A 20,777-nucleotide genomic window follows, 5' to 3' on the forward strand; every position below is an offset into this window, starting at 1 on the left:
CAATCGCATGCTCAACATGATCGAGTGGTGGATCTGCCTGAACATGCCCCCGGACGAAGTTGAAAAAATCTCCCGTTTCCGCGAACTGACGCCCGCGTAAAAAGCCCTGATGCTCTCGGCGCGCAAAGAAAGCGGCAAATACACCGAAGGCGTCCTGCTCTCCAAGAGCATGGAAGTACTGTTCCGCGCGGTACCGCCCAGCCTGTACCTGGCGCTGGCCATGACCGAGTCAGAAAAAAAGAAAGAACGCTACGACATCATGCAAAGCCAGGGAGTCAGCGAACTCGATGCCGCGATCCAGGTCGCCGCCCGTATCGACCGCTTGCGCGGAATCGAACCTCACGTCATTACCTTCCTCGAACCCATCACGGCCTTGGAGCCTCCGGTATGAGAACGCTAAATGGCCTGACCCAGAATTTGATAGAAAGCCTGACCCTGTTGCTGCAAAAGCCAGGGGAAGATGCGCTGCTGCGCACTCAATCTTGAGCGTCGCCGTTACGGAGAGCTCCGCGTATGCCCATTGATCTATTTTCCCCTCAGGTCACCACCGCAGCGCAGCATCCGATCTTCAAGATGATGACGAGGAAATCTATGGCCCTGAGCGCGCGGCGCTGTCTCAATGGGCCGAAGGTTTCGTAGATCGTGATGGGAAGTTCGTAAAGGAACTTCAAACCACCTTCGAATCTTCGTTTTGTGAGCTGTACCTGTTCGCAGCGCTTAAGGAATGGGGGCTGCCGTCTGATCCTCGTCATCATGCGCCTGATTTTGTCGTCGAGGGTGAAGTCCCATTTTGCCTAGAAGCGACAATCGCAAATCCCTCGGCTGGCGGGCAGCCTGCTTACGGCTTCTCTATGACCCACCACCCCAAAGACTTTACCGACTTCAACATCGAATCCACCTTGCGGATCTGCAACAGCCTCGATACGAAAGTCAGGAAGTACAGGAAGTACAGGAACAGCTACTCAAAACTGGAGCACGTTCAAGACAAGCCCTTCGTCATCGGTCTCGCATCATTCGACAGACCGCACGCGCATTTTGCAGCTGGGCGTCCGATCATGGCTGCGCTTTACGGGCTCTATCACGATGAAGCCGCGACCACGCCCGGGGATACTCACGTTGCTTCTTACAACGTCACAGCAGCCCCAAAAAATGCCAACACCAACATCGAAGTGGGGTTATTTTGCGATGACACTTATGCGGACGTTTCCGCTGTCGTCTACAGCAGTCTCGCGACCTGGGGGAAATTGAGGGCGTTGGCTGATAATTCTGATGCAATGTCCGCGTACTTCACGCTTCACCCCAATCCGGGCAATCTGTTACCGATCATGCGTTCAGCGATGAAGAAAGACTACAGCGAGCACCTGATGGATGGGCTGTATGTGCTCCACAATCCCTTCGCTCGGCATCCCCTGCCATCGGGACTGCTGAGCCACCCTCGCCTGCGCGAAGTCAACGCCGTGTCGGACGGCGAGCTCATCATGGACTGCCCCCGACGATTTCCTGCTGCTGAGAATGATCAAAACGATAAAAGTGACTGACGTCCCCGGGCAGGCGTGACCATGGCCAACGCTTCAGGGCGGCGAGATGGGTGGCCAGCCTACTTAGAAACTGCTTAACCAGAAGCTCAGCGGATTGCGGGATCTCGATTGTAAATTCGTCCATCGAAACTGAACACGTCGCGCGGCCTGATTCGATCATCGGTGTCACATAGCGTCGTGTAGAAGCTATCGACCGGGTCCAGTAACCGAAGGTCTTCTTCGCCATTAATGCCAACTCGAATCACTTCAATGTCGTAGAAGCCATCTGAGCGCGGGACGCTACGCAGCGTGCTTTCCCATCCCTTGTTGTCCAACGACTGAAAAACAATCAGTTCGAGCACCTGTTGGAATCTATCGCCCATAAGAACGTGCAATGACTTACGACCGACCGACAGACCTTGGTTCGTGCTGCCATCCTGCTGTATCACACCAAACTTTGTTCTTGAGACAGGGATAACCGAGATCTCAGGCGGCTCACCCCATCCACCGCCTTGGAATACGCCAATATCTTCGCTTACGAGTGACCAGCCTGCATTTTTCTTGTGGTACTCGAAAAAACTGATATGCGGGGCGCAGGCATGGCAGTCATCACCAACAGTTTTCGTACTGTAGGCCAAGACAATGCCATCTTTGTCGGGGTAATGGAGGTTGTACTCGCCTGCGAAGTAATGCCCATAAGGTTTTTCGAGGTCAGGCACGAGAGCTTCCCAGTCAGCCTCATTGAGGAGCCTTTCGGCTATCTGCCGAGCCGCCAGCCCGTTCCACTTTCCCGGAAAATCCGCTACCTCCGGAGGCGCAGGGGCTGAAGCGTGATAGTGGTTCGTCAAGGTTACCTGACTGTGCGTGGCATTAACCAAGGTGCTTTTTTCGCCTGCGGTTTGATTTACAGACGGGTTCGAGGCGTCCTCTGAGGTTGGATTTTTTTTCCTCCATGGGCGCTTCACAATAAATAGGATAAAGCTGCCAACAGCTGTAGCAATGGTCGCGGCGGCTCCCACGTTCTGCACACTGAAAATATCCATATCGGTCGACATTACGAATCCGTAACTAGGTTTCGCCAGCGTTGCTGCTAAGGTGCGGCGGACCTGATTGATTAAGGCGCGTAGGATGCTCTACCCCGCTAGGTCAAATCAATCGCTCATCTACCTTGCGGGATGAACTGAGGCTGTACGCGGGCAGATACTTGCACCAGGCTCGAAGAAAACTCATCGCGCCTACGTTTGGGCCTATGCGACGACTAGGCTGCCGATATTAAGGCAGTGGTTTATGACTTCAACCCTGGTCGTTCGGGCGAGTATGCCCGCAACTTTCTGGGACACAGGAAAGGCAAGTTAGTCTGCGACGACTACGGCGGCCACCAAACTTGCTTTGCTCTGGGCGTGACTAAAATCGGCTGCATGGCCCATGCCCGGCAAGTTTTACGAGTTACACGCCACCAAAAAAGCATCCTCGCGGAACATGCATTTCAGTTGTGCCTAAAAACCAACAAGGAGACGTGGACCGCAATCTGAACCTCAACGTGCCGCCACCTTGACAGCTTCTGTCACGTCCACCTTGGCATCGTCCAGCCCTGCCGCATGGCGGGCCACTCGCCAGCCAAACACAATCGCCGGCCCCAGGGTCGTTCCCGGGCCTGGGTAAGTGCCGCGGAAAATCGAGGCCAAGTCATTCCCGCAGGCATAAAGCCCTTCTATCACCTGCCCCCGGATGTCCAGCACCTGACCATCGGCGTTGCCGTTCAAGCCGGCGCTACAGGCAAGGTCGGCCGGTTGCACAGTAACTGCGTAGTAGGGGCCCTCGCCCAGCGGGCGCAAGCAGGGGTTGGGTGTTTGTTGCGGGTCGCCGTTGTGGCGGTTCATGGGACTGCTGCCACGCTTGAACACCGGATCGTCGCCGCGTGCGGCGGAGACGTTGTAGGTGTTGACCGTGCTCGCAAGTCCCTCGGCATCAACCTTAAGCTTGCTGGCAAGCTCGGCAAGGGTGCGGCCTTTAACCAGGTAGCCAGCCTTTACGAAGCTGGCGATATTGACAGCGCTGCGTAGCGGCATCACCAGGCCCAGGCCGTAGCGGCGCAAGAATATTTCGTCGCAGATAAGGTGGGAAGTGGCGCTGCCATCGGCGAGCATGCCCATGACGAAGTCGTGGTAGGAGTCGGACTCATTGACGAAGCGCAAGCCCCGGCCATTCACAGCGATCAGCCCTGGTTTGGCGCGGTCTAGCAGGATGTGTGGCCAGACGGCCTGGTAGCCATCCTTACCTGTGCGGATCGAGCAGGGCATCCACAGACCGGGGCTGTCGTGGCCGTTGTCGAGCTGGGCGTTGGCCTTCAGCGCGCGGTCGATGCCGTCGCCGGTATGGGTCGTGGGCGCCAGTGAAAGGGGTTGGGCCGCAGCCGGGAACAATTGCTTACGCAAGGTCGGGTGGCGGGTCACTCCACCGGTAGCCAACACCACACCACGGCGGGCGCGGATGCGCTGGGACTGGCCGTTGTGCAGCACCACGGCGCCCACCACCTGGCCGTTTTCCAGGATCAATTCGTGCAAGGGGGTTTCATAACGAATTGCCACGTTGCGCTGGCGCAGGCTATAGAACAACCGGGCGACCAGAGCGTTGCCCATGACCAGGTTTGTGCCGCGAGGGTAACTCAGGCGGTCGATGCAATAGCGGCCGACCACACTCAGGGTGCGGGTCAGGTTTTTCATCGAGGCAAATGGCGACAGCAGCGCATCCAAGTCGGCGCGCGGCACCATCATACCGCCAAGCCCCATGAACTCCCGGCGTGGTGGTCGCACGCGGGCGAAGTCTTTGCCCAGTAACCTGCCGTCGAACGCAAGTGGTGCCAGGGCTCTGCCCCCGAACGCTGCGCCTGGGCCGCTGACGTAGTCGGGGTGGGCGGCTGCAGCCACGAATTTCACTTCGCTGATGCGCTCCAACTCATCAATTGCCTGCGGCCCGCTGGCCAGAAAGGCTTCGCGCAAGGCTTCACCACCGCGCTCAGCGACCACTGCCTTGAGGAAGGTGGCGGCATCCACCACGGTGTCCGGCACCCCGGCGCGCCGGCTCTGGGTGGTGCCGGGCACCCATGTGGTACCGCCCGAGGTCGCACTGATACCGCCCACGACCGCGGTCTTTTCACACAGCAACACGTCCAGCCCGTGGTGGTTAGCCATCAATGCGGTAGTCATGCCCGCAGTGCCTGCACCGAACACCAACAGGTCGACTTCCTGGTCCCAGTGCGGGGGGGTGTGGTTGATGGTGTTCTTCATGATTTCTCCTCAATGGTCAGGGCGAAGGTCTTGGCTGCAAACGACATGGTGGATACTTCGAAGGTTAAGGCCAGTAGTCTGGGCGTGTGGTTATTCGTAGGCTGTGGCCCCAGCCAGGTGGCGGCCGGCGATATAGCCGAACGTGGCGGCTGGCCCCAGGTTGATACCGCCAGCTGGGTAGTGGCCGCCCATGATGCTGGCCATGTCGGATCCAGCTGAATAAAGACCCGCGATCGGCTGCCCTTCACGATTAAGGACTTGCGCATGGGCATTGGTCTTGAGGCCCGCGAAGGTGCCGAAGCAGCCCGCTTCGACCTTCACCGCATAGAATGGACCCTGCTCGATCGGCGCTACGCAAGGGTTGGGCTTGTGCTGCGCATCACCCTGTTTGCGGTTGTAAGGTGTAGTACCGCGACCGAACTGCAGGTCTGCACCGTTGCGGGCGTGGCGGTTGTACTCGGCCAAGGTCTGGCTGAGACCTATGGGGTCAATGCCGCACGCCGTCGCCAACGCCTCGATGGAGTGGCCGGTCTTCAGATAGCCGGTGCGAATGAACGGCTCAACTGGCAGTGGGAATGGCCGGGAAACACCCAGCCCGTAACGCCGCTGAAATGCGTGCGTGCAGATCAACCAGGAGGCGACCTCGGTGCCGGGCGCGGCGGCGACCATCGCAGCAACATAGTCGTAGTAACCATTGGCCTCATTGACGAAACGCTTGCCGTTGGCGAGGACGCCGATGATGCCCGGCTTGCCACGTTCGATAATGTGCGGGAAGTGGCCGACGCTACCGTCCTTGTAGGGCACTCGCGACACGGGAGCCCAGGCGGCGGGACTCACTAGGTTATCGGCGACCTGTCCGCCGACGCTCTCGCCCAAGCGCAAACCGTCACCATTGACGCCCAGCGGCGGCAACGCCAGATGCTCATGGCCGGTTGGCGTGCGCGGGAAGAGTGCCTTTCGTCGTTCGATGTCATTGGCAAAGCCACCCGCAGCCAGCACCACGCCCTTGCGTGCACGAATGGCGATGCGGCCCTTTGCGGTTTCGACCACGGCCCCTGTGACGCGGTCGTGCTCATGGATCAGCCCGGTGGCCGGTGCCGATTCCCATAGCTGGACGCCAAGGTCTTCGGCCGACTTGGCCAGGCGGGCAATCAGAGCGACGCCGTTGACCAGGTACATGGCCCGCCCCTTGAGTGTCAGGTCGATCAAGTGTTTGCCGAAGCGTTTGATCACATGCAGCAGCGACGGCCAGGAGCGCGTCAGGGTAAGGAAAGCCGTCAGGTCACGGCCAGCCATGATTGGCATGCCCATGAATGAGGTTTCGCGCATGGTCTTGCGCAGCCGATTGAGCAGTTTGCCTGCCTCGTAGGCATTGTAGGGCGCGGCGATCACCGACCTTCCGCCGGTACCGGCGCCAGGTGTGTCACCGTGAATGTCGGCAATGGCGTTGCCGTCGGCGAATTGCAATGCAGTATGGCGCTCGAAAAATGAGACCATGTTGGGTGCTGCTTCGAGAAAGGCATCGATCATCGCCGGATCGAAATGTTCACCCAATTCGTGTTCGAGGTAGGTGCGCGGTAGACAGCGGTCTTCAATGATCCCGGCACGCTGCGCCAGCGGATTGCAGGGCACCCACATCCAGCCACCGGACCAGGCAGTGGCACCGCCGAACACCTCGTCCTTCTCGACCACGATCACCCGCTGGCCATGCCAAGCGGCGGTCACGGCTGCGCTGAGTCCGGCTGCGCCGGAGCCAATGACCAGGACATCGCAGTCCACCGTGGCGTGCAGGGAAGTGTCGGCATGCATTCAGCAGTCTCCTAGTGTGGTGTGTTTAGACATACGTCGATGATTTACAGCGGCTCAATGATTGCCTTGGTGGCGGCCAATGCCTGTCGGGCCCACGTCTCCACCCCCACTTGTGCAACCCTGCGGTCATGCGGGATTTCGATACTGAGCGGAACCTCAGCCGGGAGGTTGCGCCAGATCCTTGCCAGATCGATGGCACCTTCGCCAGGTAACAAGCGCTCGCAGCGAGCCGCGTGAATTAGCCCCTCATGGGTGTCCGGTCGTAGTGCAGGGCCATCGCATATTTGTGCGTAGTGCAGCCACTTAGCAGGGATTCGTTGCAGATCCTCGAAGCGGCTGTCGGAACGATCAAAGTGCAAGGCATCGACCAGAATGCCAGCGTTGGGTCGGTTGGCCTGTTCAACAATATGGAGTGCACAGGCCAGGTCGTTGACGGCCGTCCAGGGCATGAATTCAAGGTTTGCTGAGAGGCCGAAGGGCTGCATAGCCTCGCATAGCCGAGTGTAGTGCTCGATCAGTCGGCCTTGTTCCGGATCGTAGCCGGCCACCAGTACGGCCTTGGCCCCGAGCTGCGCACCGACCTCGAAAAAAGGCAGGTAACGTTGCACATCGAATTGCACATCGAGGCGAAGTATCTCCAGATCAAATACCTTCACCCCGGTGTCGTTCATCCGCGCGAGCGTTTCACGCAGCATGGGTTTGTCATCCATCAATGAATAGGCCACAGCACCTGGAACCACCGGCAGCAGGCGCACACCAGCCTGGTCATAGCCGGTGCGGGCAGCCAGTTCGATCATTTCGGGAGGACTGAAATTGAGAGCGGTGAGTTGGGCAATTGAATAGCTGGCATGCATGGCATGTCTCCATAGAGGGATTGAAAGCGCACTGGGTTTAGTGGGTTGCAGTGAGAATCGCCGGCGTTTTACGCTTGCGGCCTTTGATCCACAGCGCCGTGGCGCCCATCAGGGAAGGGATGGCGAGGAACATGAAGACTTGGCTGAAATTCCACTGGGCGGCGAGCATGAGCGCGCCGATGCCAGCGCCACTGATTGCACCCAGCCGACCGATACCGGTCGCCCAACACACCCCGGTGGCACGAATCTGGGTGGGGTAGAATCCGGCGGCCAGCGCGTAGCCACCGACGTTGACGCCATTGAGGAAGTAGCCCAGTAGCAGAATCAACGGGCAGAGAACCTGCATCGTCGGCTGCTGCAGTGCGATGAGTACCGCGCAGGCGCCACCACCAAACACCGTCAGACCGACCACCTTATGGTGATCCCAGCGGTCCATCTTCATGCCTACGGTGAAGTTGCCCAGCATCCCGCCGATCTGCAGCAACGAGCCCAATAGTGCCGCCTCACCCATGCTCAGCCCGGCATCGCGGCTGAGCAGCGGTAGCCAGCTTGATAACAGGTACATCGTCAGCAGGCCCATGAACAGCGTGACCCAGATCATGCAGGTACCAAGGCTGAAGCCGGACGCGAACAGCGCGCTGACCTTACCTGTCTCCTTGATCGACACTTCGCTGCTATGGAATTGGGTCCTGGTGTTGGCCAAGCCCGGGACAACCTTGTTGATCTCCTTGATCAGGCGCTCCTTTAAAGCGCTTTTTTGGGCCAGAAAGCGAATGGACTCCGGAAGGCTGAATACCAGCAAGAGGGCAAAGGCGATAGGCAGTACACCGCCGACCACCAACACTGATCGCCAGCCAAAGTGTTGGATCAGCCACTCACTCCCCAAACCACCCAAGGCCGCACCAAAAGCGAAACCACAGTAGATGAACGAGACCATATGAGAGCGATAACGCTTGGGCGCAAATTCGGAGATCAGAGTCGCGGTATTAGGCATTGATGCACCCAGACCGACCCCGGTCAGAAACCGCAGCACTGTCAGGCTGAGAATCCCGGTGGACCAAGCCGAAACCAGACTCCAGAAACCGAAGAGCAGTACTGATCCGATGATCACTGGCCTGCGGCCAAAACGATCAGCCAACGGGCCGGCGGTCAATGAACCGAAAGCCAGTCCGAGCAGGCCGCTCATCATCACGGGCCCAAGGTCTTGTCGCAGCAAACCCCAGTCATCGATCAGTGCGGGTGCGATGAAACCGATCGACGTCGTATCGAAGCCATCAAAGACCAGCACCATGAAGCCCAGGAACAGCACCACCCATTGCCTGGCGCTCATCTTTCTTGAGTCCATAAAGGTGCTGACATCGAGGGTTGAAGAGTTCGACATAGGTGACTCCTGTATTTTTTATTTTTATCAAAATGCCTTTCTTTGCCATGGCATTTTTCTGAGGGTGCCGAAAGCAATTCGAGAATTGTGGCGATGATACTATCATTATTGGAATATCATTCCACAAACAAAATACATTCCATTTGTGTTTTTGCTCGGCAGGAATCCTGCGCAGTGCAAAAGCGCTAGATATCAAGGTTTCGTTTGAGGATGCGGCCAGGTCGGGACGACAGGCCGCGTTCGATCGCAGTGACCGATCAGTCGTCCTATTCGCTGCCTCTGGAGGTCAGAGTCGACAGTTTGGGAAGACTGTCCAGGTTGATTGCGGTGATTTCATCAGCCGCTTCGAGCAACGCCGCTTTGAGGGTCTGCATACGCTCAGGGGTTAGGCGAACGCTTGGGCCGGCAATGCTGATGACGCCGATAACCTGATGCTGCGAGTCTCGGATCGCCGCTGCCATCGCCGCCGCGCCAATTTCAAAACTTTCGTCGACTGAGGCATAGCTTTGATCACGTGCGAGCTGCAGATTTTTGAGCAGATGGTCGATTGTGGTCGCTGCGTTAGGTCCATATTCACCGGGTTTAGCCAGGCCTTGACGGTAAACCAGTTCCAGTGCGCGTTCGTTGCTCAAGCTGCTCAGCCAGGCAAGTCCTGAGGCTGTGCAACAGAGTTTGGCTTCAGCCCCCGAATCAGGGTCGTAGCGCAGCCCGGAGCGCGTGCCTTGTGCCTTGGAGATCCATACCAAATTATCGCCATCTACAATGCTCAACCGCACGAGTTCACCGGACAGGCGGGCGAGGCGATCAAGTATCGGTTTGGCGAGGTCGACTATGTTGCTCTGGGACAGGTGCTTAAATGCAAGCGAGACTACTTTGAGGGCAAGAACATAATTGCCATGCTGATGGTCTTGGCGCACAAAACCCTGTTCGACCAAGCAATTAAGCATGCGGTGAGTAGCGCTCGGCGGAATGTCCAAGGCTTCAGCCACTTGCTGAAGGGCTAGCCCGGTGCTTTTTCCGGCCAACAGCTCAATAGCGTGCAGGCCGCGTTCCAGCGCATTACTCATTGTTGTTCCTTAGCGTGTGAGAGATAAGCTCCCGACGAAAATATATTGGAATACTATTCCAATCGTTATGAGGCTGCAAACCAAGGGCGTCGCCTCAATTTTCAGCCATTCGCTGCGGTAGCTCATGATTCATTGCCACGCAGAAAATCACTCAACGCTGCTGTCAGTTTACCGGGCCGCACAAATGAGGGTAATCACGCCAGTGCCGAGGATCATGGTCGCGAGGGACTCAGATCCCGAAAAACGTCTTGTAGCAGCCTAATTGCTCATTGAGCATGTAGCTCCCTGGCTGCACAGGGTGGCCCGCCGCATGCGCCTCGCGAAGCAAGCGAGTCTCGACGGGTTGCATGATGATATCTGCCACCAGTGCTCCGGCAGACAAGTTGGCGAGATCAATAGGCAGTGGGTCTTCATCCGAAAGCCCTAACGGCGTTGCGTTGATGGCAATGTCGACTAACTTAAGGTGTTGCGGCTGAGCAACCTCGCAACGCCCTGGCCAATGTTGATCCAACCTGGCGAGCAGATCTTGGGCTTTAACCGTATCCGGTTCTTGCAGATACAACCGGTCTATTCCTGCTTGCAGTAATGCTGCAGCTATCGAACTTCCCGCACCACCTCCTCCGGCCATTACGACAAGCTTCCCCGCCAGTTCGTATCCCTTGCGCTGCATGCCCAGGGCAAAGCCTGCACCATCGAAGTTATCAGCCTCCCACACTCCTTGTTCGTTGCGCCGCAATGCGTTGGTGCTGCCGGAGACCTGAACGGCGAGGCTTACCTTATCCGCGAATTCACGAGCGGCAAACTTATGAGGAATGGTAATCAGCATTCCCGAAAAATTTTCCATCGCTTGTAGGCCGCGAATCACGGTAGCGAGCTGTTCAGGCCGCGCATGCACCGCAATCATCACCGCATCCACGCCTTCCTCGGCGAATACCTTGTTCAGTAACTGTGGAGCCTTCACCTGTATTACCGGATCACCTACAACCGCAAAAAATCGGGTATTGCCTGTAGGACTGGGTATCAAAAACTCAGACATCACGTTCTCCTAGGGTATTCCATGGCTTTGTCCGGCTACTATCCGCCTGGGATGAAGGCGATGTGGGCCCGGCTAATTGACGAATGAGCATCACGTGTTGCGCACAGAGCCAGCGCTTTACGCAGTGCCTGGGTCGGCGGTAAAAACCTACCATATCAATACTGGAATACTATTCCAATAAAATAATTGATTCCTTTTAGCTAGCGCTGATGCAGGCCTACGCTTCCGTTTTGAACAATAATCCATGATCGATTGGTAATTTTTCCCATGTCATGTCAGCAGAGTCACGAGCTGCTCGGCTGGGTTCGTGCAATGACACCAACCGGTTGTTAACGCAGTGCTTCCCTAAAGGAACCGACCTTGTCGTAAGGCAGCTAAATAGCCGTCCTCGCAAGACACTAAACTACGAAACATCCGCTGAACGATTTAGCCCATCTGTTGCATCGTAAGCGAATGGTTCAGCGTTGAACGGCAAGTGTGTGGCGAGTGGGTCTGCAACGACTGCGAAACCATGATCCAAGCACCGGTTCCCGCGCCGGTCATTGATAAAGGCATCACTACAACCTTGGCCCAGTGGGTTGGTACCTACGGTGTGCAACTGCAGCCCTGGTCGATCGGGCGAGTATGCCCGCAACTTTTTGGCGACTGGAAAGGCAAGTTGGTCTGCAACGACTAGGACGGCTACAAAGCCAGCTTTGCTCTGGGCGTGACTGAAATCGGCTGCATGGCCCATGTCCGGCGCAAGTTTTACGAATTGCACGCCACCAAGAAAAGCTTCCTCGCGGAGCAGGCGTTGCAGTACATCGCTGCGATATACGAGGTTGAGCGCGAAGTTCGAGACCTTGAGCCTGATGAGCGACGACGAATACGTCAGGAAAAAGCAGTTCCGCTGATGGAAACCTTACATGCCTGGATGATCGATCAGCGCGGGCTTGTGTTTGAGGGGTTGGCCATCACCAAAGCCTTGGATTACAGCCTCAAGCGCTGGGCGGCGCTGTCGCGCTACCTCGATGACGGTGCTGTACCCATTGATAACAACTGGTGCGAAAACCAAATCAGGCCTTGGGCTCTTGGACGCAAAAACTGGCTCTTCGCAGGGTAGTTACACAGTGGCAAACGCGCTGCTGCGTTGATGAGCCTGATCCAGTCGGCCAAGCTCAACGGGCATGATCCGTATGCCTACTTGAAGGACGTTTTCACTCGTCTGCCGACGCAGCGGGCAAGTGAGATTCAGGAGCTGCTGCCGCATCGTTGGCAACCGGATTAGTTGCGCAAGATGGGATGCCCGGACGGTTACGCAACAACCAGGGGAAGATGCGCTGCAGACGCTGGAGGTGTGCGCGCCGGTGCTGGTTGAGCAGTTGCAGGAGGTGTTGGTGCGGGCGGTGGAACGTCGGGATTTTGAAGTTCAGTTGCGGGCTGTGCTGGAGGTTTGGTTTACGAAATACCCGCAATCTTCAGCAGCCGAGACGGCTTTGTTTGAAGGGTTGCTTAGGAGTGGGTTGGTGAGCCAAGCATAGGTAACAACGCTTTGAGGACAAAGAATTGGTGGAGATCTGTGATGGTTAATACATACAAGAGTGACGTATTTGAGTCGATTCACAGCTCCGCTGCTGCACTGCTGGAAATCGGTGCCATATACAAATCAGCTATGTGTGAATTCGACGCATCCTGTATCGCCGACGTACCTGCCGAATTAAAACCTGACCAGATTAAGCAGGCCAGCGCAAACTGAATTGCCCCGAACCTTCTAGACAGCAAGCCCAACCGATAGCCCTCAGTATTTCCCCGAGTTCCGACATAGTCCCGGTGCCGTCAGGCACGACGTAGATCCTTTTCTACGCGCTGCAAGCGTTTCAGATCCAACAACGGGTTGCCGTAAAGAAAGCTTGGTGCGATCTCCTCGTTTTTTTTCGAGGGCCGCTCATGTTCATGATCGGGAAAAAATGGCAAGTCAGGATGATCGGGCGCCGAGTCGGCACGGTAGATCTCCTTGCTTGCACCTGGCGGGTACAACATGTACGCATAGTCCATTAGTGTATGCAGGCGCAGCAACCAATGCCAACCATCCGATAGAGCAATGCGCAGGTGCCAGCCGCGCTTTCGTTTCAGCGCAGTACCAACCGTGCCGCCCAAGGCCTCGGCGACCATGGCGTGCAATGATGCGATCAGCTCATCCGGGATCGCCTCCCTTCGCTCGACCTCCGGCAGTCCAAGCGAGATCGAGAATAACGTTTCTAGAAAGAGCGCGACACACGGATACTCTTGGGCGGCCTGCAGGTGTTGAGCACATAACGGCAATTGAATCAGCAGACCATTGTCGGTGGCGCTGCTCAACGTAGTGCGTGCACTGGCGACGGAAGGCGCCTTACAAGCCAGACAACTGCCCACTCCAGTAAAAATTATCGATCGGGAGACTGCGGTGTTCTCAAAGCGTCCTTCAGCCATCGCGGCCTGTTCTGCCGTCGCGCGGGTCATCCAGGCCTGCCAGGCATGGAACACAGCCGCAGCCGCCGGCGTGTCGAGTTGTGCGTAAAACGTCTCAGGTGTCGACACAGCGCACCAACCCATGTCTGCCGAATCATGTTCGCCGATGCCCTGTGCATGCCGATATCGATAGGTTCGCACGCAGCCGCAATGTTCGGTCTGTGCAAAGACCAGCACCTCTTCTTGGGTCTGGCGGATCCTGAACTTCGCGGGGGCAGCGTCCACCAACGTCTGCCAAGTCACGGCTTTATAGGTCACGCTTTCAAGCACGAATGGTAGTCGCCGGGCAAAGCCGTCGAAGTTCTTAAAGGCGAGTGACGCAACAAATAGATCCAGGGTTTCGCCAGTGACCACTTCGTCCTGAAGCTCCTCGAGCAACAAATCGATATTGAACAACTGCGGCATCTGAGTGTGTGGCATGGCAGTTTCCTTCTGCTGGATAATAATACCGTGATAGTGCTTGTCCCCCGACTGCTGCAGGCGGCTGGGCACAATCATCGATCCAAAGCTGACGTTGGTGGAAGGCAGTTGTCGGCCAAAAGGAGCAAGTCGAGACTTTTACACATAAACACAGGCGTGGAGACTAGTCACTCAGCAACAGCCCTCCGTCGTAAAGCATTACGGAGGGCTTAGTCTCTTAGATCATCGGAGTAGTTCTAATTCATAGAGCCGGTCTTTAGCAAGGCCTATTCGACACTCAACATTATCGACGCGGGAGCCTTTTCACCGAAAAGATTTTCTCTACGTTTTTTCTGGACCTTGACAACCCTGTTACCGATCTCACGAACTGAATCGCCCCGGGTTTCCTAGACACCTCTTTGCCTTAAAATGAGGCCAATCAGGAGGTGCCATGAGCAACCCACGTAATCCCGAAGAATTCAAAATCCAAGCAGTCAATCAAGTGATCGAAAAGAAGCTGCCTGTCGCTGATGTGGCAGCACGTCTCGGTGTATCGACTCACAGCCTTTATGCGTGGGTAAAGCGCTACAGCAAGCCACAGGAAGAACGACAGCAAGGCGATGATCAGCAGGCTGAACTTCGACGTCTTAGGGCGGAGCTCAAGCGGGTCACTGAAGAGCGAGACATATTAAAAAAGGCCGCCGCGTACTTTGCCAAGGAGTGCGGTTGAAGTACGCCTTTATCAAGCAGCAGGCTGCCGACTACTCCGTTCGACGGCTTTGCCTGACGCTCAAAATCCACCCCAGTGGCTACTACGCTTGGTTATCGGAACCGCAATCTGCGCGCGCCAAAGACGACCAGCGCCTGTTGGGGCTGATAAAACATTCATGGCTGGAGAGCGGCGGCGTTTATGGCTATCGCAAAATCCATGATGACCTGCGTGAAATCGGTGAGGCTTGCGGTCGCCATCGGGTTGCCAGATTGATGCGTATTGAAGGTCTGCGCTCTCAGACAGGGTACCGCCGACGTCCAGGGAAGTACGGAGGTAAACCTGCGGTGGCCTCACCCAACTTATTGAAGCGTCAGTTTGATGTGGTGGAACCCAACACGGTTTGGGTCACTGACATCACCTACATCCGCACGTACGAAGGCTGGCTGTATTTGGCAGTGGTACTGGACTTGTTTTCTCGCCAAGTAGTTGGCTGGTCAATGAAACCGCAAATGACAAGCGATTTGGCCAATGATGCATTATTGATGGCCGTTTGGAGGCGTAAACCAAAACAAGAGGTGATGGTTCACAGCGACCAAGGCAGCCAGTACAGCAGCTCCGATTGGCGTAGTTTCTTGAAGGCGAACAATTTGGTTGCCAGCATGAGTCGTCGAGGTAACTGCCACGATAATGCTGTCGCAGAAAGTTTTTTCCAGCTTTTGAAGCGAGAACGGATCAAGCGAAAAATCTACATCACACGGGAAGATGCTCGTGGTGATGTATTCGATTACATCGAGATGTTTTACAACGCAAAACGTCGTCATGGTTTCAACAATCAGCTGTCCCCGGTAAAGTTTGAAAAGCGTTACGCAGCGAGCTTGGAGAGTGTCTAAAGAACCCGGGGCGATTCAGTGAGGTTCTACGAGACTCCTCCTGTCCTACAGACTGCTAGAGCTTATCAAACAGCAAGAGGGGAACAGTGGAGCGTGTACTGACGATTGGCATTGATGGTTGTGTCGACTAAGAACCGGTGAATATTTCCGGATACAGAGACGTCAATTTCATCTACCGTAAGCCCTGACTCACCAAGTTCAACAGAGATTTTGGTGCCGCTATCACAGCTCTCGATCTCTACGTCTCTATCTGGCAGGATGACCATTCTTCTGGGATTGCTATATAAGCAATGGAGCGTTAAATCAGCCTTACCCTTGTAGTTCATCTTGCACCTCCTATGTCGGTAAACCCGAGCGTATCATATGTGTCGAGCAATAGACGTTATGGCTGAATTCTCGCTGGGGCTTTCCGATTTTCCAAGATCGTATTCCGACTGTCCGGGCGCCCTTGCTACCATAACGTCGTTCCATAAGCGAAGCACTACAATCCTAATTTAGCATTGCAGATGCCTGTTTTTTTGCGTGTGTGATATTGTCTGTAGCATCTCCACAAGGACAATAATCGAACATGCTGCTTTATCATTTCACCCGTGCTGGTGCTATCAACGACATTCTCAAAAACGGAATTCTCCCTGGTAAGGTTCCATGTCAAGAGAACGGCAAACCGAAGCTTGTCTCCCTAACATCAAGGCTTGACCCGAGCGGACATGGATTGATAACCGGACAATTGCTTTACGAGCAGACGTCTCCAGAGTTCCAATTCATGGCCAGCGTTTATCCTCAACTGATCACAGGTCAATCGCCCAATAGACAGTTGCAACTATTCGACCAGACAGAGGTAGTTGTAGAGCTGGACATTAGCGATACAGATCCAAATTTATTGGACTACAACAGCTTTATTAATCTAATACTGACGCAGATGAACTACTCGAAAATACATAAAAACCTTTTCAAAGCAGCTATTCTGGTCAGCACTCGGTATCCATTAGGTCATGATCATATAGCAACCAAGAAATATGATAAGGAAGTACGAGATGTTCAATATTCAGGTGCCATCTCCGACCCTGGCTGGTTCCTCTATGATGGAACAATTTCGCCCAATATGATTAAGTGCATCAGGACTCGGGACAATCAGACCGGAAAATATATTTGATCACGGTCATGTAAAAATTAAATTTTCTACTAGCCGATCAATAAAATCTATAGAAGTCGGCAAGATATTGGCGAGAGCCTCTCTGATCAGGGCATCGATCAATTTTGAGTGAGCGTTGGTTTTTCGGACAAGCACGACTTTAGAGTTGGTTCAATCCTAGGCGATTGCAGATTTAGGGAAATAGTAGCTTTAGGGCCCTGAATTCATAGAATAAGCGCAACGCTTGAAACGAGAGGCAGAGAGCCAGCCACCGGTAGAATCCAGGCTCTCACACCGAAGGATTCAAGCGCAGATGACTACGCATTACCGGCAGCTGACTCAGGGACAACGTTACCAGATTGAGGCTGGCTTGAGCGCCGCAGAGAGCCAGGCGAGCATTGCAAAGCGGGTCGGCGTGCATCCCTCGACGATCAGTCGCGAGGTTCGCCGCAACAGCACCCAGAATATCTACAAGGCTGTTTCTGCGGCCCATGAAAGTGATGCTCGTCGAGCGGGTGCGCGCAAGTTTTGCAAGCCGGCGACATGGCTCAGCCATCATCTCCCGGTGTGGCTCAAGCATGGCATGAGTCCGGAGCAGATCGCCCAGCGGTTGAAGCAGGAGCAGCCAAGCCGGGCGGTCAGCCATGAGTGGATTTATCGGTTCATTGCCGCCGAACAGCGCGCCGGTGGTGAGCTTTATACCTATCTGCGACATCGCCGAAAGCGCTACCGGAAACGCTATGGAAGCCACGATCGGCGCGGGCAGCTGCGTAATCGCGTGTCAATCAGTGAACGCCCAGCCGAGGTCGAAAGCCGCGAGCGCCTGGGGGACTGGGAGGGCGATACGGTACATGGACTGGGCGGTAACCTGGTGACCCTGGTTGATCGCAAAAGCGGCTATCTGAGCGCCTATCCGGTCAAGCGCAGAACGCGCCGGCAGGTAACGCGGGCGATCAATCTGATGCTTCAGGGCCATGCCGCTCACACGCTGACGCTGGATAACGGAAGGGAGTTTGCCGGGCATGAACGCATCGCGCTACGGAGCCAGTGCCAGGTCTTTTTTGCAGACCCCTATTCATCCTGGCAACGTGGCACCAATGAAAACACCAACGGTCTGCTCCGCCAGTATTTCCCCAAGGGCAGCGACTTCAGCAAGCTGACCGTCGAAGCCGTCAATCGGACAGTAGCGAGGATCAATCTACGCCCGCGCAAGCGCTTGGGCTGGAAGACGCCGTACGAAGTGCATACAGGGGTGAGCGTTGCACTTATGTGTTGAATTCAGGGGCGGTTACAGCCAACCACCCTAAAGCTTTACTAAAATAGCCCCCCCAAAGCCTCCTGCTCCCAATTCATCACAATCAACTCTCCCGTCACCTCAGCCTTCCCCTGCCGCTGATTCGTGGTCGTGTACCTGATCTCGGTTGTCTCAAAATGAAACCCCTCAAACACTCGCCGAATGTCCGGATGGTCGTTGATGCTGACCATCACCTTACCTTTGCAGCGACGCATAAAATCAGCCATGCGCTCGTAGTTTTCAAAAGGGAAGTCCACACCGTAACCAGCGGTCTGCCAGTAAGGCGGGTCCATGTAATGGAAGGTATGCGGCCGGTCGTAGCGCTCTGCGCACTCAAGCCAGGGCAGGTTTTCAACGTAAGTGCCGGCCAGGCGCTGCCAGGCTGCAGACAGGTTTTCTTCAATGCGCAGCAGGTTGATTGCAGGAGCTGTAGTTGCGGTACCGAAGACCTGTCCTGTGATCTTGCCACCGGAGGCATGGTGCTGCAGGTAGAAGAATCGGGCCGCACGCTGGATGTCGGTCACGCTTTCCGGGCGGGTCATTTTTTGCCACTCGAAAATCTGCCGTGAGCTAAGGGCCCACTTAAATTGCCTCACGAATTCTTCCAAGTGGTTCTGCACCACGCGGTACAGGGTCACCAGGTCACCGTTGATGTCGTTTAGCACTTCGCAAGGCGCGGCCTGAGGGCGCAGGAAGTACAGCGCCCCGCCGCCGGCGAAGACTTCGACGTAACATTCGTGGGGTGGGAACAGGGGGATAAGGCGGTCGGCCAGGCGGCGTTTGCCGCCCATCCAAGGGATGATGGGTGAAGACATAATGCGCAAGACCTTTGCTGTATGGATAAACAGGTGTTAGGCTCGCTCCGCTTTGTGCACGAAGCAGGAGCCTTGACTGGGCTTGCAGGGCTAATCTGCGGGTTTGGTGGCCGGGTTGGATGTTGATGCATCCAGTTTCGACCGCTCCTTTTACTTTGTGCCTGATACTTCTTTGGCATAGGTCTGACAGGCCTGCAGCGCGATCAGTCCTTGATCGCCGTCGCCGGTGATTCCGATAATTCGTTGAGCATGCGCTGGGTCAAGTCGGGCTCTATGGGCGCCATAAACCATGCCGCTGGTGCAGGTGGTGGTTTGCACTGCGTCACAACCAGTTGCGGCGGTGGCGTCGAGTTGGACTGACAGCCGCAGGTCAGCAGTAGCAAGGCGATCACGCAGACGTGCCTGTTTGGTTTTCTCATCGGTAAGGGCTCGGTAATGGGATTGATCACTGGCTGCCAGCAATTGCTCCAGGCCGAGACGCTTGCCCTGCTCTGCCAGGATTTGCGCAGAGTTGGCATTGGCCAGATCGGTGCGTTCGGTTTCGGGAGGATCAGCAGCAGTTGCCGCGCTGTGATGGGCATGAGTTTCTTTAGATAATAAAAAACCCGCACTCGGCGGGTTTCTTTGAATCGGTGCAGGTATTTACTGTGGCTGGATACCTTTGATTTTCTCCAGGCGCATTGGATAGCCATTGGCTGGCTGAACCACAGTTTCGCTTTCAACCGTTTGAATGATCTTGCCGTTGGCATCTTTCGTCACTGAAATAGTCTTGCTATAGGTGCTCTGCACCACGCAGCCATTCATCAACAATGCCGCGCCGACTACAGCCAAAAACTGGATGCCCTTCACTTGGTACTTCCTTACCTGGATAATTTCGGCGCCGACTGTAGCAGGCTTTATGCCATCACTGCCAACGACATAGGCTGAAGCCTTGTTTCGCTGGAAGGCATGCCTATCTCAAGACAAATAAAACCCGCACTTGGCGGGGTTCGGTACTGCAGTTTCACTTCAGCAAGACATCACTTGTTCAGCCGTTCTGCCAGTCGCGTCATCAGGTCCATGCGTTCATGCAATATCGCCACAATCAAAGCAGGTGCACCTTCACGCGGCAGGGCAAATGCGTAATGGTGTTCGCAGTGAGCCATCAACAACGTCGGGTAGAGGTCGCTCATGTCCCTGTACGCGCCTTGACGGGCGGCAAGGCGCGCGATCCCGCGTTCCAGTCTGCCGATGTACACACGCACCTGCTGGTCACTCCACTGTTGGCGCGTGTAGCGGATGATCCCGCGCAAGTCGGCTTCAGCCTCAAGCGTGAGAACGTAGGCACCGCTCAAGCCCGGCTTTCCCCGGACAGTTCTTCGTCGAGGATGTCACCAATGCTCCTGTCTGAAACCTTGCCCGCCAGGCCATCATTGATGCGGGCGGTCAGTACGCCTCTGAGCTCTTGCCATGCCGGATCATTGTCGACATTGCCCGGAAACAGGCGCTCGATGGCGTATTGCTTGATCGTCTTGCCCTGCAAGGCGGCCAACGCTTTCAGGCTCTGATGCTGCTGCTCGGATATGTCGATGGTCAGGCGGCTCATGTGGCAACTCCATACGTGATCTACGCCCTGATCTTCGCACAAATGTGGGAATGTGGGCCATTGACTGGACGACCGGGACTTCTCCCAGGCTAGCTTGGGCGTAATGGCCGCATGTTTGAATCGGGATAGCCCTCTGCATCCAGCTTCCAGGCTCGAATCTGAGTACGGTAGTCGCGCCACAAGCGCTCCGTACCCGCACCTGCTCGCCATCCTCGATGGCCTCCAACTGCTCATCCACAAACTTACGCTCCTGCTCGATCCACTGAACTTCGACAGCAATCAAAGGCGCCAACCGCGTCCTGCGCGAAGATCACCCCCTGCGCCATAACTGATGATGCGTATACCCCATGTGATCAACATGCCATCTGCAAACTTTATAAAGCTGCCGCTGGCATTCGTCCCTTGATCAATAATCGCTCTGCTCGCCACGGAACCCACAACAGCTGCAAACGCTGCGCTTTTAAGCGCTGCTGCCTTGTCGTATAGCTCCCGCGTCATAAAGTTAATCTTCT

18 protein-coding genes and 4 pseudogenes are annotated in these 20,777 nt (G+C 55.7%); 8 read left to right on the forward strand and 14 right to left on the reverse strand.

Annotated features, from left to right (window positions below; all coding sequences use genetic code 11):
* Positions 1–7: 7 nt before the first annotated feature.
* Both V6L81_RS17410 and V6L81_RS17415 read left to right on the forward strand, forming a co-directional pair.
* Positions 8–391: pseudogene (locus V6L81_RS17410) on the forward strand (conjugative transfer ATPase); the annotation flags it as partial.
* A gap of 460 nt (positions 392–851) precedes the next feature.
* Positions 852–1,538, forward strand: a complete 687-nt coding sequence (locus V6L81_RS17415; protein WP_257010088.1) for a hypothetical protein — start codon at positions 852–854, stop codon at positions 1,536–1,538.
* Positions 1,539–1,624: 86 nt separating this feature from the next.
* Here the strand turns inward: V6L81_RS17415 and V6L81_RS17420 are convergent, their stop codons facing one another.
* Positions 1,625–2,572, reverse strand: a complete 948-nt coding sequence (locus V6L81_RS17420) for a hypothetical protein (protein ID WP_218723177.1) — start codon at positions 2,570–2,572, stop codon at positions 1,625–1,627.
* A 225-nt stretch (positions 2,573–2,797) separates the two neighbouring features.
* Between V6L81_RS17420 and V6L81_RS17425 the strand changes: the two genes are divergently transcribed.
* Positions 2,798–3,049 (forward strand): transposase, encoded by a 252-nt coding sequence (locus V6L81_RS17425; RefSeq protein ID WP_301447441.1) that lies wholly within the window; start codon positions 2,798–2,800, stop codon positions 3,047–3,049.
* A gap of 3 nt (positions 3,050–3,052) precedes the next feature.
* On the opposite strand, the gene V6L81_RS17430 is transcribed toward V6L81_RS17425, so the two are convergent.
* The 6 genes from V6L81_RS17430 to V6L81_RS17455 form a co-directional block, all read right to left on the reverse strand.
* Positions 3,053–4,804 (reverse strand): FAD-dependent oxidoreductase, encoded by a 1,752-nt coding sequence (locus tag V6L81_RS17430; RefSeq protein ID WP_218723179.1) that lies wholly within the window; start codon positions 4,802–4,804, stop codon positions 3,053–3,055.
* Positions 4,805–4,894: 90 nt separating this feature from the next.
* Complete coding sequence (locus tag V6L81_RS17435; RefSeq protein ID WP_218723181.1) at positions 4,895–6,613, reverse strand: FAD-dependent oxidoreductase; 1,719 nt, start codon at positions 6,611–6,613, stop codon at positions 4,895–4,897.
* Positions 6,614–6,657: 44 nt separating this feature from the next.
* Entirely contained in the window at positions 6,658–7,467 is an 810-nt protein-coding gene (locus V6L81_RS17440) for a sugar phosphate isomerase/epimerase (protein WP_271350425.1), read from the reverse strand.
* Between the two features lie 37 nt (positions 7,468–7,504).
* Complete coding sequence (locus V6L81_RS17445) at positions 7,505–8,848, reverse strand: aromatic acid/H+ symport family MFS transporter (RefSeq protein ID WP_095023653.1); 1,344 nt, start codon at positions 8,846–8,848, stop codon at positions 7,505–7,507.
* A 266-nt stretch (positions 8,849–9,114) separates the two neighbouring features.
* Positions 9,115–9,915, reverse strand: a complete 801-nt coding sequence (locus V6L81_RS17450) for an IclR family transcriptional regulator (RefSeq protein WP_095026740.1) — start codon at positions 9,913–9,915, stop codon at positions 9,115–9,117.
* A gap of 229 nt (positions 9,916–10,144) precedes the next feature.
* Positions 10,145–10,951 carry a shikimate dehydrogenase gene (locus V6L81_RS17455; RefSeq protein WP_095023651.1) on the reverse strand — a complete coding sequence of 269 codons (807 nt, stop codon included), beginning with the start codon at positions 10,949–10,951 and terminating at the stop codon, positions 10,145–10,147.
* Positions 10,952–11,253: 302 nt separating this feature from the next.
* Between V6L81_RS17455 and V6L81_RS24250 the strand changes: the two are divergent.
* Positions 11,254–11,400 (forward strand): annotated as a pseudogene (locus tag V6L81_RS24250) (IS30 family transposase); the annotation flags it as partial.
* 8 nt (positions 11,401–11,408) lie between these two features.
* Positions 11,409–12,218 (forward strand): annotated as a pseudogene (gene tnpC, locus V6L81_RS17460) (IS66 family transposase); the annotation flags it as partial.
* 548 nt (positions 12,219–12,766) lie between these two features.
* Here tnpC and V6L81_RS17465 read toward each other — a convergent pair.
* Positions 12,767–13,936: a hypothetical protein gene (locus tag V6L81_RS17465; RefSeq protein WP_256938019.1), complete on the reverse strand. Its 1,170-nt coding sequence runs from the start codon at positions 13,934–13,936 to the stop codon at positions 12,767–12,769.
* 352 nt (positions 13,937–14,288) lie between these two features.
* Between V6L81_RS17465 and V6L81_RS17470 the strand changes: the two genes are divergently transcribed.
* A protein-coding gene (locus tag V6L81_RS17470) for an IS3 family transposase (protein ID WP_153326990.1) occupies positions 14,289–15,439 on the forward strand; the annotation gives its coding sequence in 2 pieces (ribosomal slippage) (positions 14,289–14,526 and positions 14,526–15,439; 1,152 coding nt in all).
* A gap of 65 nt (positions 15,440–15,504) precedes the next feature.
* Here the strand turns inward: V6L81_RS17470 and V6L81_RS17475 are convergent.
* A complete protein-coding gene (locus V6L81_RS17475) occupies positions 15,505–15,765 on the reverse strand; it encodes a hypothetical protein (protein WP_095023647.1) in 261 nt (86 codons plus the stop codon).
* Positions 15,766–16,007: 242 nt separating this feature from the next.
* On the opposite strand from V6L81_RS17475, the gene V6L81_RS17480 reads away from it, so the two are divergent.
* Positions 16,008–16,592 carry a hypothetical protein gene (locus V6L81_RS17480; protein WP_095023646.1) on the forward strand — a complete coding sequence of 195 codons (585 nt, stop codon included), beginning with the start codon at positions 16,008–16,010 and terminating at the stop codon, positions 16,590–16,592.
* 292 nt (positions 16,593–16,884) lie between these two features.
* Positions 16,885–17,847, forward strand: coding sequence for an IS30-like element ISPpu17 family transposase (locus tag V6L81_RS17485; RefSeq protein ID WP_004577240.1), 963 nt, complete (start codon positions 16,885–16,887; stop codon positions 17,845–17,847).
* Positions 17,848–17,885: 38 nt separating this feature from the next.
* On the opposite strand, the gene V6L81_RS17490 is transcribed toward V6L81_RS17485, so the two are convergent.
* From V6L81_RS17490 to V6L81_RS17510, 5 genes and pseudogenes are all read right to left on the reverse strand, one after another.
* Positions 17,886–18,680, reverse strand: a complete 795-nt coding sequence (locus tag V6L81_RS17490) for a DNA adenine methylase (protein ID WP_218723183.1) — start codon at positions 18,678–18,680, stop codon at positions 17,886–17,888.
* A 150-nt stretch (positions 18,681–18,830) separates the two neighbouring features.
* Positions 18,831–19,223: pseudogene (locus V6L81_RS17495) on the reverse strand (lysis protein); the annotation flags it as partial.
* Between the two features lie 99 nt (positions 19,224–19,322).
* Positions 19,323–19,529: a hypothetical protein gene (locus V6L81_RS17500; protein WP_138738271.1), complete on the reverse strand. Its 207-nt coding sequence runs from the start codon at positions 19,527–19,529 to the stop codon at positions 19,323–19,325.
* Positions 19,530–19,699: 170 nt separating this feature from the next.
* Positions 19,700–20,014 carry a type II toxin-antitoxin system RelE/ParE family toxin gene (locus tag V6L81_RS17505; RefSeq protein ID WP_338660193.1) on the reverse strand — a complete coding sequence of 105 codons (315 nt, stop codon included), beginning with the start codon at positions 20,012–20,014 and terminating at the stop codon, positions 19,700–19,702.
* A complete protein-coding gene (locus V6L81_RS17510) occupies positions 20,011–20,265 on the reverse strand; it encodes an antitoxin (protein WP_130872442.1) in 255 nt (84 codons plus the stop codon). The genes V6L81_RS17505 and V6L81_RS17510 overlap by 4 nt, the downstream gene beginning before the upstream one ends.
* Positions 20,266–20,777 lie beyond the last annotated feature (512 nt).

This window comes from Pseudomonas bubulae (assembly GCF_037023725.1).
In the GTDB taxonomy this organism is placed as follows: Bacteria; Pseudomonadota; Gammaproteobacteria; order Pseudomonadales; family Pseudomonadaceae; genus Aquipseudomonas; species Aquipseudomonas bubulae.

Bases quoted from the DNA above. Each gene is read 5' to 3' on its own strand.
- V6L81_RS17435 (WP_218723181.1), bottom strand. From the start codon at position 6,613: ATGCATGCCGACACTTCCCTGCACGCCACGGTGGACTGCGATGTCCTG.
- V6L81_RS17445 (WP_095023653.1), bottom strand. From the start codon at position 8,848: ATGTCGAACTCTTCAACCCTCGATGTCAGCACCTTTATGGACTCAAGA.
- V6L81_RS17430 (WP_218723179.1), bottom strand. From the start codon at position 4,804: ATGAAGAACACCATCAACCACACCCCCCCGCACTGGGACCAGGAAGTC.
- V6L81_RS17415 (WP_257010088.1), top strand. From the start codon at position 852: ATGACCCACCACCCCAAAGACTTTACCGACTTCAACATCGAATCCACC.
- V6L81_RS17440 (WP_271350425.1), bottom strand. From the start codon at position 7,467: ATGCATGCCAGCTATTCAATTGCCCAACTCACCGCTCTCAATTTCAGT.
- V6L81_RS17490 (WP_218723183.1), bottom strand. From the start codon at position 18,680: ATGTCTTCACCCATCATCCCTTGGATGGGCGGCAAACGCCGCCTGGCC.
- V6L81_RS17455 (WP_095023651.1), bottom strand. From the start codon at position 10,951: ATGTCTGAGTTTTTGATACCCAGTCCTACAGGCAATACCCGATTTTTT.
- V6L81_RS17480 (WP_095023646.1), top strand. From the start codon at position 16,008: ATGCTGCTTTATCATTTCACCCGTGCTGGTGCTATCAACGACATTCTC.
- V6L81_RS17465 (WP_256938019.1), bottom strand. From the start codon at position 13,936: ATGATTGTGCCCAGCCGCCTGCAGCAGTCGGGGGACAAGCACTATCAC.
- V6L81_RS17510 (WP_130872442.1), bottom strand. From the start codon at position 20,265: ATGAGCCGCCTGACCATCGACATATCCGAGCAGCAGCATCAGAGCCTG.
- V6L81_RS17485 (WP_004577240.1), top strand. From the start codon at position 16,885: ATGACTACGCATTACCGGCAGCTGACTCAGGGACAACGTTACCAGATT.
- V6L81_RS17450 (WP_095026740.1), bottom strand. From the start codon at position 9,915: ATGAGTAATGCGCTGGAACGCGGCCTGCACGCTATTGAGCTGTTGGCC.
- V6L81_RS17420 (WP_218723177.1), bottom strand. From the start codon at position 2,572: ATGTCGACCGATATGGATATTTTCAGTGTGCAGAACGTGGGAGCCGCC.
- V6L81_RS17475 (WP_095023647.1), bottom strand. From the start codon at position 15,765: ATGAACTACAAGGGTAAGGCTGATTTAACGCTCCATTGCTTATATAGC.